Annotated in this window: 10 protein-coding genes; 8 read left to right on the top strand and 2 right to left on the bottom strand. The window is 61.7% G+C overall.

Going from position 1 to position 12,483, the window contains the following annotated elements; translation table 11 throughout:
• Nucleotides 1-4 precede the first annotated feature (4 nt).
• The 5 genes from ACSSVC_RS19595 (at nt 5) to ACSSVC_RS19575 (ending at nt 7,169) form a co-directional block, all read left to right on the top strand.
• The gene (locus ACSSVC_RS19595) at nt 5-1,195 is read left to right on the top strand and encodes an acetyl-CoA C-acyltransferase (RefSeq protein WP_404936886.1); all 1,191 of its coding nucleotides are present in this window, start codon (nt 5-7) and stop codon (nt 1,193-1,195) included.
• A gap of 12 nt (nt 1,196-1,207) precedes the next feature.
• Nucleotides 1,208-2,335 carry an acyl-CoA dehydrogenase gene (locus ACSSVC_RS19590; protein WP_492611221.1) on the top strand — a complete coding sequence of 376 codons (1,128 nt, stop codon included), beginning with the start codon at nt 1,208-1,210 and terminating at the stop codon, nt 2,333-2,335.
• Nucleotides 2,336-2,355: 20 nt separating this feature from the next.
• On the top strand, nt 2,356-3,129 hold the full coding sequence (locus ACSSVC_RS19585; protein ID WP_346634424.1) for an enoyl-CoA hydratase: 774 nt from the start codon (nt 2,356-2,358) through the stop codon (nt 3,127-3,129).
• 279 nt (nt 3,130-3,408) lie between these two features.
• Nucleotides 3,409-5,574, top strand: coding sequence for a T6SS effector phospholipase Tle3 domain-containing protein (locus tag ACSSVC_RS19580; protein ID WP_492611220.1), 2,166 nt, complete (start codon nt 3,409-3,411; stop codon nt 5,572-5,574).
• Nucleotides 5,574-7,169 (top strand): type VI lipase adapter Tla3 domain-containing protein, encoded by a 1,596-nt coding sequence (locus tag ACSSVC_RS19575; protein WP_492611219.1) that lies wholly within the window; start codon nt 5,574-5,576, stop codon nt 7,167-7,169. Before ACSSVC_RS19580 ends, ACSSVC_RS19575 begins: the two co-directional genes overlap by 1 nt.
• 274 nt (nt 7,170-7,443) lie before the next feature.
• Here the strand turns inward: ACSSVC_RS19575 and ACSSVC_RS19570 are convergent, their stop codons facing one another.
• Together ACSSVC_RS19570 and ACSSVC_RS19565 are read right to left on the bottom strand one after the other, a co-directional pair.
• Entirely contained in the window at nt 7,444-8,595 is a 1,152-nt protein-coding gene (locus ACSSVC_RS19570; protein WP_404936883.1) for an acyl-CoA dehydrogenase family protein, read from the bottom strand.
• A gap of 4 nt (nt 8,596-8,599) precedes the next feature.
• On the bottom strand, nt 8,600-9,706 hold the full coding sequence (locus ACSSVC_RS19565; protein ID WP_492611218.1) for an enoyl-CoA hydratase/isomerase family protein: 1,107 nt from the start codon (nt 9,704-9,706) through the stop codon (nt 8,600-8,602).
• Nucleotides 9,707-10,166: 460 nt separating this feature from the next.
• Between ACSSVC_RS19565 and ACSSVC_RS19560 the strand changes: the two genes are divergently transcribed.
• The 3 genes from ACSSVC_RS19560 to ACSSVC_RS19550 all read left to right on the top strand — a co-directional run bounded on the left by ACSSVC_RS19560 (nt 10,167) and on the right by ACSSVC_RS19550 (nt 12,451).
• A complete protein-coding gene (locus ACSSVC_RS19560; protein WP_346633048.1) occupies nt 10,167-10,946 on the top strand; it encodes a transporter substrate-binding domain-containing protein in 780 nt (259 codons plus the stop codon).
• Nucleotides 10,947-11,018: 72 nt separating this feature from the next.
• A complete protein-coding gene (locus ACSSVC_RS19555) occupies nt 11,019-11,744 on the top strand; it encodes an ABC transporter permease (RefSeq protein ID WP_492611217.1) in 726 nt (241 codons plus the stop codon).
• Complete coding sequence (locus ACSSVC_RS19550; protein ID WP_404936881.1) at nt 11,741-12,451, top strand: ABC transporter permease; 711 nt, start codon at nt 11,741-11,743, stop codon at nt 12,449-12,451. The genes ACSSVC_RS19555 and ACSSVC_RS19550 overlap by 4 nt, the downstream gene beginning before the upstream one ends.
• Nucleotides 12,452-12,483 lie beyond the last annotated feature (32 nt).

The raw sequence follows: 12,483 nt of genomic DNA, 5'->3' as shown, positions 1-12,483 counted from the left end.
CATCATGTCCATTGCCCACGATCCGATTGTCATTGTCAGCGCCGTCCGCACCCCCATGGGCGGTTTCCAGGGTGAACTCAAAGGCCTGAGCGCTCCGCAACTGGGGAGCGAGGCCATCCGCGCCGCGGTACAGCGGGCCGGCATTGCGGCTGACGCAGTAGAAGAAGTGCTGTTCGGCTGCGTGCTGTCTGCCGGCCTCGGCCAGGCCCCGGCGCGCCAGGCCGCCCTGGGCGCCGGCCTGGACAAGGGCACCCGTTGCACCACCCTGAACAAGATGTGTGGTTCCGGCATGGAGGCCACCATCCTCGCCCACGACATGCTGCTGGCCGGCAGTGCCGAGGTGGTGATCGCCGGCGGCATGGAAAGCATGTCCAACGCCCCATACCTGCTGGACCGTGCCCGCAGCGGCTACCGCATGGGCCACGGCAGGGTCCTCGACCACATGTTCCTCGATGGCCTGGAAGACGCCTACGACAAGGGCCGCCTGATGGGCACCTTTGCCGAGGACTGCGCCGAGGCCAACGGTTTCACCCGTCAGGCTCAGGATGAGTTTGCCGTGGCCTCCCTGACCCGCGCCCAGCAGGCGATCAAGGACGGTCTGTTCAAGGACGAGATCGTTCCCCTGCAAGTGATGATAGGCAAGGAATCGAAGCTGATCAGCGATGACGAGCAGCCGCCCAAGGCCAAGCTGGACAAGATCGCCACCCTGAAGCCGGCGTTCCGTGACGGTGGCACGGTCACTGCCGCCAACTCCAGTTCGATCTCCGACGGTGCTGCGGCCCTGGTGCTGATGCGTCGCTCCGAAGCCGAGAAACGCGGCCTCAAGCCCTTGGCGGTCATCCATGGTCACGCGGCCTTCGCCGACACTCCTGGGCTGTTCCCTGTGGCTCCAGTGGGCGCCATCGAGCGATTGATGAAAAAGACCGGCTGGTCCTTGCAGGACGTGGACCTGTTCGAGATCAACGAAGCCTTCGCCGTGGTCAGTCTGGTGACCATGAGCAAGCTGGAAATCCCCCACGCCAAGGTCAACGTGCATGGCGGCGCCTGCGCCCTGGGCCACCCGATCGGTGCTTCCGGTGCGCGGATCCTGGTGACCCTGCTGTCGGCCCTGCGCCAGAAAGGCCTCAAGCGTGGCGTGGCCGCGATCTGCATCGGCGGTGGTGAAGCCACGGCCATGGCCGTTGAATGCCTGTAACGAGGAATCCCGATGTTGCCCAATGACGAACAACTGCAGATCAGCGACGCGGCCCGGCAATTTGCCCAGGAACGCCTCAAGCCTTTCGCCGCCGAGTGGGATCGCGAGCACCGATTTCCCAAGGAAGCCATCGCCGAGATGGCCGAGCTGGGATTCTTCGGCATGCTGGTGCCTGAACAGTGGGGCGGTTGCGACACCGGCTACCTGGCCTATGTCATGGCCCTGGAAGAAATCGCCGCCGGTGACGGCGCCTGCTCCACCATCATGAGCGTGCACAACTCGGTGGGCTGTGTGCCGATCCTCAAGTTCGGCAGTGACGAGCAGAAAGAGCGTTTCCTCAAGCCCCTGGCCAGCGGCGCCATGCTCGGGGCCTTTGCCCTGACCGAGCCCCAGGCCGGCTCCGATGCCAGCAGCTTGAAGACCCGGGCCCGCCGCGACGGCGATCACTATGTCCTTAACGGCTGCAAGCAATTCATCACCTCCGGGCAGAACGCCGGGGTGGTGATCGTGTTCGCGGTCACCGATCCGGCGGCGGGCAAACGCGGTATCAGCGCCTTTATCGTGCCCACCGATTCGCCGGGCTATAAGGTCGCGCGCATCGAGGACAAGCTCGGTCAGCACGCCAGCGACACCTGCCAGATCCTTTTCGAGGACGTCAAGGTGCCAGTGGCCAACCGCCTGGGGGAGGAGGGCGAAGGCTACAAGATTGCCCTGGCCAACCTTGAAGGCGGGCGCGTGGGCATTGCCTCGCAGTCGGTGGGCATGGCCCGGGCGGCGTTCGAAGCGGCTCGCGATTACGCCCGTGAGCGCGAGACCTTCGGCAAGCCGATCATCGAGCACCAGGCAGTGGCGTTCCGTCTGGCGGACATGGCTACCCAAATCGCCGTGGCGCGGCAGATGGTGCATTACGCTGCGGCCCTGCGTGACAGTGGCAAGCCGGCCCTGGTGGAAGCCTCGATGGCCAAACTGTTCGCCTCGGAAATGGCCGAGAAGGTCTGTTCCGCGGCATTGCAAACCCTGGGCGGCTATGGCTATTTGAGCGACTTCCCGCTGGAGCGCATCTACCGCGACGTGCGCATCTGCCAGATCTACGAAGGCACCAGCGACATCCAGCGCATGGTCATTTCGCGCAATCTCTGACTTTTAGCAGGAGCTGATTCATGAGCTACGAAACCATTTTGTTGGACATCAAGGACCGCGTCGGTCTGATCACCCTCAACCGTCCCCAGGCGCTGAACGCCCTCAACGCGCAGATCGTCGGTGAAGTGAACCAGGCCCTGGATCGCCTGGAAGCCGACCCGCAGATCGGCTGCATCGTCATCACCGGTTCGAAGAAGGCCTTCGCTGCCGGTGCCGACATCAAGGAAATGGCCGAACTCACCTACCCGCAGATCTACCTCGACGACCTGTTCAGCGACAGCGACCGCGTGGCCAACCGGCGCAAGCCGATCATCGCCGCGGTCAACGGTTTCGCCCTTGGTGGTGGCTGTGAACTGGCCTTGATGTGTGACTTCATCCTGGCCGGCGACAACGCCAAGTTCGGCCAGCCGGAAATCAACCTCGGCGTATTGCCGGGCATGGGCGGCACCCAGCGTCTGACCCGCGCCGTGGGCAAGGCCAAGGCCATGGAAATGTGCCTGACCGGACGCTTTATCGACGCCGTGGAAGCCGAGCGTTGCGGCATCGTCGCGCGCATCGTGCCGGCGGATGAACTGGTGGATGAAGCGCTGAAAGTCGCTGCGTTGATCGCCGGCAAATCGATCCCGGTGAGCATGATGATCAAGGAAAGCGTGAACCGCGCCTTCGAAGTCAGCCTGTCCGAAGGCGTGCGCTTCGAACGTCGAGTATTCCACGCCGCATTCGCCACCCAGGACCAGAAAGAAGGCATGGCCGCCTTCATCGCCAAGCGCGACCCGCAGTTCAAGGACCAATAAACCTCCGTAGGAGCTGGCTTGCCAGCGAAGGCGTCCGCAAGACGGGTGCAAGACTCAACGACGCCTGCGCCGGCGAGCCGGCTCCTACAGTGGAATCCGGAAAAAAGATCGCAGCCTGAGCTGCGATTTTTTTTGCCTCGGCGGCACCTGTGATCATCAGGCGACCCTAGTCCGAGTGCCTTTCAGAGAACTCCTACATTTATCGTCCGGGTCCTTTGTTATGGTGCGGCGCCCGCTTTTTTTTGCGCAGCATCAGTGCCACCAAGGAGGACACGCACGATGAATGACGCCGTACGGATGAGGACCATTTGCACCGGTGAAGCGATCACCCTGCCGGGCGGTGGCGACGTACACCTGATCGCGCCTCCCCCCAAGCCCTGCGTGACCATCGTGGTGCATGGCGTCAACGACCTTGCTGGCTGCTACGAGCGCATCGAGCGCGGCCTGTGCGAGGGGCTCAACGAACGCCTGGACATGTCACCGACCCTGCCCAATGGCGTGAGCAATCCAGGCTTGCTGCGCCCGGCCGGCTACAGCTTGCCCGAGGACGATGATGGCAAGGCCAGCAACCCCGACGCGGTGTACTACCGGCGCAAGTTCGGCGCCTCGGCCAACGGCGCCGACAGCCGCAGCGTGGTCATTCCGTTCTATTGGGGCTTTCGTGAGGAAGAGCAGCACATCATCAAGGATGCGCCCCACGGCGAGTGGATGGATCGCAATAAAAACCGCCTGGACAAGGCCGGCACCCTGGAGGGGGGGCATTTCGTCAATGCCACCACCAACCTGCCGGACATGTGGGGCAAGGGCTTCAACGGCAAGCTGTTTGGCTTCATTTCCCTGAATCTGCTTGCCGGAGAGCTGACTCACCCATTGTTCTCCGCACCTGGACGTCGCTACATGGTGCTGGCAGCGATGCGTCTGGCGATGCTGATCAAGATCATCCGCAAGCGCTACCCCAACGACACCGTGAATGTGGTGGGCCACAGCCAAGGCACGCTCATCACCCTATTGGCCCATGCCTTTCTCAATGAAGACAAGGTGCGGCCGGCCGACGGCGTGGTGATGATCAACTCGCCCTATAGCCTGCGCGAACCCAACATGGAGAAGCTTCAGGGCTTTGGCGCGCAGCAGACGGCCGAGGCCCGCCTGGCGACCCTTGATGCCATCCTGAAGTTCATGACCGCAGCGCCCAATCCGTACCCGGCCTTGTCGAGTATCGCCCTCAAGAACTGCCAGGGTTATGGCGCTATTGGCGGGCCTGGCTGGAGCAGTGGCAGCGCCTGTGAAACCACGATTGACGCCAAGCGCATTGCCTTCAACGAGCGCGACAACCGAGGCAGCGTCTACCTGTACTTCACCCCACAGGACCAGACCGTTGGCCTGGCCAACGTCCAGGGGATCGGCTGGCAGGGCGTTGACGAGCACCTGTATGGCAAGCCACTGCGCCGGACTTTGCCGATGAGCTTTCACCAACGAATCTTTACCCTGCGCAAGCGCGGCGGTGAAAAGGAACTGATCGGTTTGCACACGCCGCCCTATGTCTACCCATTGCTGCTCAAGGGGGAGGACACCTGGGAAGACGCCGGTCTGCCGTACAAGCAGCGGATGTCCGTGGCCCGCGCCTCCCTTGAGCAAGGGAAGTCGGTGATGCTGACCGCGCCGTTGTTGCCGGTGCCCGTTGCAACCAACTTTGACGCCGATGGCACGGTGGTCATGCCGGGGGCGGACTCAAACAGTGGCGTCTATCAGGTCAAGGACAAACTGGCGCCTATCGATGCAGCTATCGCAGTAAGCAACAAGGCCTGGTCTCCCGAAAGCGCCAAGCACACCCGGCTGGAGTCGATCGACGAAACCGTCGCCTTCAAGCACGGGCGTGATATTGGCAGCGTTCAGGAGGCCCTCAATGAAGGCAAGGAAATATCTGAAATCACCCACGTGTTTGCCGCCCGAGCGACAGACAGCGGCAAGGTGCTGGTGACGCGTTCAGAGACACCCTACGAGGCACGTCTGCGCCTGCAAAGTGGAGGCAAGAACAAGGAGCACGAGGAAGCGCTGTCTTTTCACTCGGCCATTCCAAACAACCCGGAGCATAGCCGGCGAGTGTTGGCGTATGACGTGGCGATAGGGGCGGGGGAGAGCGTGGATGATGTGACGTTCTATGCGTATTTGTGTCGGGTGGCGGATTGGCGGTTGGATTGGGAGAGAACTAGAGGGGATATCTACAGTGAGGAAGATGTGGATATTGACCTTCCAGACGAAGATGTGGAGGCACTCTATCTTCAAGAGGAGAGTAGTAATCGCGAGCTGATTAACTCAACAGTAACGTACCGAATAAGCGGTGCATTACCAACTACCGTCAAGGACAAAATGCCTTCTCTGGTAGCTACCCAGTCTCTGGCGGGACGCAAAGCGGGAATCCCCGTCAGCTTTGGAGAGACCGTCTGATGCGCCGCGTGCTTACGTACTGGTCTCTTTCCAGCCTGCTACTGACCAGTCACTTGACTCAGGCTGCTGAACCCGAGTTGACATCTATCCGTTGCTTTGCCAGTCCGGCCACGGCCGTGACGGCCTATACCTCAGCCAGGAAGGCTACCACCATGACTGTTGAACCTCGTTACCGTGCCCCCACTACATCGCCGCAATTGGAAACTCTAGATGTGCTCAGCCTCGGTGTAAGTCTGGATGTTTTCCGTCAGGGGCAGATTTGGCAAGCATTGCAAGAGCAGAGTACAAAACAGACGGAGTCACTGCACGTAGGCAGTGTTCTGCCTACGGACCCGAAGCAGTATCCCCAGACTGCTGATGAGAAGAATATGGCCTATGACAAACGGGAAACGGATGCATTGGAACTGGGGTTAAGGGACTTTCTGGAGAAGTGGCCGATTCCTACCATCACTGTGGTTCGAAGTTGGAATCCTAAAACCCCGAACCTTCGCTTTACGCCCGAAAGAACTCGTCGCAGCTTGTCTGTCATGGTCAATGACATGCGAACACCCGCAGGATTGCATTGGCACCGTATTCGTAGTTTTCAGGATGGCATTATCTGTAATGACACGCCTGAGGGAATGATGGAGTCGCTGTTCCAGATATTCGAGAGTAGCCCCGATCTTCCTGCACTTTTGGTGTATGTCAATGAGGGAATAAGCATGGCTGGCGCTCTATCGAGCAGAGATGTTTCTTTGAAGTCGCTAGGGGCTGTCGCGGGCCCACGCCAGCCTGACAAGTTAACCGACGCCATGGTCGCCCTGGTTGTCGGCCGCCCCGAACGTGTCGAATGGTTGCGCTATTACGCCCCCTTCACCAAGGTCAACAAGAACAAGATCGATCCTGAATTCACCGGTTGGGGCTGGCGTAAACCGGCGGTGGAGTTCCAACCTTCGGCGTTCATCCCGCAACCCTGGACCGAGCGCGCTTTTGAACAGTGGGACGCCTTGCCGGTGCTGGCCAGGATTCATCGTCCGGTCACGGTTTCCCTGCAGCGCCCGGACAACGGCGAGCGTCTCAAGCGCGAAGCCTTGACCGCTCAACTGGCTGCTGGCTGGAAAAAAGCCACTGACACAGTTACACCAGCACCGGCCCGGGTGTTCTACGACGGCGGCCTGAACAGCACGCCATTGGCCGAGTTGCTTCCTGCTCTGACGGCTGCCCACAGCTCCCTGGACCTGCTCGATTCCCGCGAAGGCTACGACCTGACCCAGCGCCTGGGTGATACCGGTTCGGCGTCGCCCTTCGTGGGGATTGCCTTGGCTACCATGGCCAGTTACCTGAATGCCGATACCAGCGTGGTCATGCCCATGCGCCGTCAAGACCAGGCGACGATTATTGCCATCACCTCGCCGACTCCGGGAGAAAAACCGGCTAATCAGTATTTTGGCGTGAGGTTGATGCCACAGACCGCCAGCAGTGACGACAGTACCCCTAAAAAACCAGCCTCTGTGGCTTCAGCGTCCCCACTCATGCCGATCGCGGGAGAGGACTATGCGCTGGAAGAGTTTCTGGCTGAACTGAGACCTAAGGACAATTGGATGGATGATCTCTAGCACTAACCCCCGGTAAAAAGCCCCTTGGCAGTCAGCACTTTGGGGTGAAGTTGCAGCCGTAGATCACCGGCGCTGACGGCAAGTCCAGTACCGCCGGTTGTAGGAAGCGGTTTGCGAAGGGGCTGGCTTGTGTAGGAGCTGGCTTGCCAGCGAAGGCGTCCGCCAGGGCGATACCACGCTCAAGGGCCTCTTCGCCGGCAAGCCGGCTCCTATGGGGAGCCGCCATAAAAAATCGCAGCCTGGGCTGCGATTTTTTTGTGGGCGGCGCTGGTGCCTAGAGCTGATAGTGCTTCAGCTCTCGGGCAATCAGCAGCCGCTGGATCTCGCTCGAGCCTTCGTAGATCTGGGTAATCCGTGCGTCACGGTAGTAGCGCTCCACCGGATAGTCCTCCAGATACCCATAGCCACCATGAATCTGCATCGCCGAGGAGCAGACCTTTTCGGCCATTTCCGAAGCGAACAGCTTGGCCTGGGAGGCTTCGGACAGGCACGGCTGGCCGGCGCTGCGCAGGCGCGCGGCATGCAGGATCAGCAAGCGCGCGGCATTGAGTCGGGTGTGCATGTCGGCCAGCAGGTTGGCGATGCTCTGGTGCTCGATGATCGGTTTGTCGAACTGCACCCGTTCCCGGGCGTAGGCCAGGGCCGCTTCGAAAGCCGCACGGGCGATGCCCAGGGCCTGGGCGGCAATGCCGATGCGTCCGCCTTCGAGGTTGGACAGGGCAATGGCCAGGCCCTTGCCGCGTTCGCCCAGCAGGTTGGCTTCGGGGATCGTGCATTGGTTGAGGGTCACGGCGCAGGTATCCGAGGCGCGGATGCCCATCTTGTGTTCGGTGCGGTCGACGATAAAACCCGGGGTGTCGGTGGGCACCAGGAACGCCGACAGGCCTTTCTTGCCCAGTTCCGGGTCGGTCACCGCAAAGACGATGGCCAGTTGTGCACGCTTGCCGTTGCTGACGAACTGCTTGGCGCCGTTGATCACCCACTGGCCGTCCCGCAGTTCGGCGCGGGTGCGCAGGTTGTGGGCTTCCGAGCCGGCCTGGGGTTCGGTCAGGCAGAAGCAGCCGATGGCTTCGCCGCTGGCCAGTCGCGGCAGCCACGCATGCTTCTGCTCCTCGCTGCCGTAGTTGAGGATTGGCCCGCAGCCCACCGAGTTGTGGATGCTCATCAGGGCCCCGGTAGCGCCGTCACCGGCAGAGATCTCCTCCACCGCCAGGGCGTAGGCCACGTAGTCCAGGTAGCTGCCACCCCATTCTTCGGGAACCACCATGCCCAACAATCCCAGTTCGCCCATCTTGCGCACCAGGGTGTCGTCGATCCAGCCGGCCTTTTCCCAGGCCTGGGCATGGGGCGCGATTTCGCCCCGGGCAAAATCCCGGGCCATGTCGCGGATCATGACTTGTTCTTCGGTCAATTCGATGTCGTGCATGAGTTCAGCTCCCGCTGCCGTCGAAACCGCTGAAGAAGCTCGCTACCCGTTCAGCCTCAAGGGCTGCCAGGGTCGGCGGATTCCAGCGGGGGGTCTTGTCTTTGTCGATGATCAGGGCGCGTACGCCTTCCATCAGGTCACCACGCTCGAACCATTGACGGTCCAGATGCAGCTCCAGGGCGAAGCATTGTTCCAGGCTCAACTGGCGGCCGTGGCGCAGCATCTGCAGGGTCACGGCCATGGCCAGGGGCGAGCGGCTTTGCAGCAGGTCAGCGGTGGTCTTGGCCCACTCGTGGCTGTCGGCAACCGTCACGCTGCGCAACTGCTCGACGATGCTGGCCATGTCCGGCAGGGCGAAGAAGTGGTCGATGGCCGGGCGCAAGGCTTGCAGGGGCGCATCGGGCAATGACTGTACCGCCAGCTTGGCCAGCAGGCCCTGCAGGTCCTTGAGCGGTGAGTCGCTCCAGTGCAGGCGATCCAGACGCTGGTCCAGCAGGCTCAGTTTGTCGCTCTCCAGGTGCCAGTCCGCGAGGCCGCAGTACAGGGCATCGGCGGCGCGGATCTGCACGCCGCTGACGCCGAGGTAGATGCCCAGCTCGCCGGGAATCCGTGAGAGGAAGTAGCTGCCGCCCACATCCGGGAAGTAACCGATGGCCACTTCCGGCATCGCCAGGCGGCTTCGCTCGGTGACCACTCGCAGGTCGGCGCCTTGCACCAGGCCCATGCCGCCGCCGAGGACAAAGCCGTCCATCAGGGCCAGCACCGGCTTGCGGTAATGGTGGATCGTCAGGTCCAGGGCGTACTCCTCGACGAAGAAGTCCTCGTGCAGGATATTGCCGCTCTGGTAGCTGTCGTACAGCGAGCGGATATCGCCGCCGGCGCAGAAGGCCTTTTCACCGGCGCCGCGCAGCACCACCGCGTGGATCAGCGGGTCCTGGGCCCAGGTGTCCAGTTGCTGCTGCAAGGTACGCACCATCGACAGGGTGATGGCATTGAGACCGGCGGGGCGGTTGAGGGTCAGGTGACCGATGTGGTTGCGCACCTCGACCAGCACTTCGTCGGGGGTGGCGTCGAGGTCCTGTGTCGCCTGGGATGAAACCTGAGCAGTCATCACTAACTCCCTGCTTTTATTGTTTTTTATATGAGGCTCGCGCGCGAGCATCGGCGGATCGTAACAGTGCAATTTTGCCCAGTACAACCCCGAAAACTGCAGGTTGGCTGTGCATTTTTGCATGTTGAAAAAGCCTCTATCGATCTCGCGTCGGCGCTCTGGCCCTTGGCTTAGAGCGTTGACGACAGAATCGGCTGTGAAATAGCCGTGATCAGCCGATCCCGGCTGTTTCAGGAGCCCCTTACGACACCTGGGTGGGAGTGGCTGTTGGCATTCTGGCGCTCCGTTGCAGCGTAGACCGCGGCAATCAGGTACAGGTCCGGCTCTGCGCGCCGAGCTTGTTCAATCACAACAAGAAACCGACTGCGGTGACCCCGCACACACTCTCTGCCCCTGTCACAAGTGGGGTCCGGCTTGTTCGTCGGACCGCTATAAATCCAAATAATCCGGGACTCTGAAGATGACTAAACAATGGCTGGCCGTGCCGTTACTGGCAATCGCGTGCGTTTCCATGGGCGCCAGTGCCAAAGAGTGGAAAGAACTGCGTTTCGGTGTCAATCCAAGCTACCCGCCCTTTGAATCCACCACCGCCGATGGCGGCGTGCAGGGGTTTGGCGTCGATCTGGGCAATGCTATCTGCGCTGAACTGAAGCTCAAGTGCGTCTGGATCAGTAACGACTTCGACGGCCTGATTCCGGCACTCAAGGCCGGCAAGTTCGACGCCATCGAGTCGTCCATGACTGTCACCGATGCACGGCGCAAGCAGATCGACTTCAGCGATCGCCTGTATGCCGGGCCCACCGCCATCGTCACCCGCAAGGGCGCAGGTCTTGAGCCAACCGGCGAGTCCCTCAAAGGCAAGACCCTGGGCTATATGCAAGGCACCATCCAGGAGACCTACGCCAGGGCCAAGCTGGGGCCGGCAGGGGTCAAGCTGCGGGCCTACCAGAATCAGGATCAGGTCTACGCCGATCTGGTCTATGGGCGCCTGGACGCCTCGATCCAGGACAAGCTGCAGGCACAGATGAGTTTCCTCGCATCGCCACAAGGCGCGGATTTCGAGAACAGCGCCGGGATCAGCGACCCCCTGGTGCCCTCGGAGATCGCCATCGGCCTGCGCAAGGACCAGGACGAGCTCAAGGCCATGCTCAATGGCGCCATCAAGGCCCTGCATGAGAAGGGCATCTACGCCCAGATCCAGCGCAAGTACTTCGGCGACCTCGACCTCTACAACAACTGATTGCCCCTGGCCGGTCCCGGGACTTGCGTGGGCGGTCCCGGGCCGGGCTGCGGCGCCTGCAAGGTGAATGGCGTGAATACCTCGACGACTCTTTTTGGCCTGGACCTGACGGTCCTGCAAGGCTACGGCCCGCTGCTGCTACACGGCACCTGGGTGACCCTGAAACTCTCGGCCCTGGCGCTCCTGGTGAGCATGGCCCTGGGGTTGCTGGGCGCGGCGGCCAAGCTCTCGCCACTGCGCCTGCTGAACCTGCCGGCGACCTGCTACACCACCCTGATTCGCGGGGTGCCGGACCTGGTGCTGATGCTGCTGATCTTCTACAGCCTGCAGGGCTGGCTCACCGCCCTGACCGAACTGCTGGACTGGCCCTATATGGAGATCGACCCCTTTGTCGCCGGGATCATCACCCTGGGCTTCATCTACGGCGCCTATTTCACCGAGACCTTTCGCGGGGCGATTCTCAGCGTGCCCCGAGGCCAGCAGGAAGCGGCGGCGGCCTTTGGCCTCAATCGCTGGCAGCGGTTCCGCTTCGTGGTCTTCCCGCAGATGATGCGCTTTGCCTTGCCCAGCCTGGGCAATAACTGGTTGGTGCTGCTCAAGGCCACTGCGCTGGTGTCGATCATCGGCCTTTCGGACCTGGTCAAGGTGGCCCAGGAAGCCGGCAAGAGCACCTTCAACATGCTGGATTTCCTGCTCCTGGCAGCCGCTTTGTACCTGCTGATCACCAGCGCTTCGAACCAGTTGCTGCGGCTGTTGGAGCGACGTTACAACCAAGGCGAGCGAGGGCTGTCGCGATGATCGAACTGATCCAGGAATACTGGCGTCCCTTTCTGTTCAGTGACGGTGAAAGCCTGACCGGCCTGGCCATGACCCTGTGGTTGCTGGTGGCGAGCCTGGCCATGGGCTTTGTCCTGTCGCTGCCCCTGGCGATCATGCGCACCTCCCACTGGGCTCTGGTGCGTTGGCCGGTGCAGTTGTTCACCTATGTGTTTCGCGGCACGCCTTTGTATATCCAGCTGCTGATCTGCTACAGCGGTCTTTACGGCATCGCCGCCATACGCGAGCAACCGCTGCTGGAAGCCTTCTTCCGCGATGCCATGAACTGCACCTTGCTGGCGTTCACCCTGAATACCTGCGCCTACACCGTGGAAATCTTCGCCGGGGCTATCCGCAGCATCCCCTACGGCGAGATCGAGGCGGCCCATGCCTACGGCCTGAGTGGCTGGCGCCTGTACTGGCGGCTGATCCTGCCTTCAGCCCTGCGCCGGGCGCTGCCGTACTACAGCAATGAGGTGATCCTCATGCTGCACGCCACCTCCGTGGCCTTCACCGCGACCATCCCGGACATCCTCAAGGTGGCTCGGGACGCCAATGCCGCGACTTTCCTGACCTTCCAGGCTTTTGGCATCGCCGGGCTGCTGTACCTGGGTCTGTCCTTCGGCCTGGTGGGCGCATTCCGCCTGGCGGAGCGGCGTTGGCTGAGCTTTCTCGGCCCTGCCCACTGAGTGCATTCATCCCTATTTATCTGTCCAGAGCG

This window comes from Pseudomonas sp. E1BtOHC1 (genome assembly GCF_058744285.1).
Note: the sequence above shows the minus strand (reverse complement) of the source record. Positions and strands in the feature narration are given on the sequence as shown.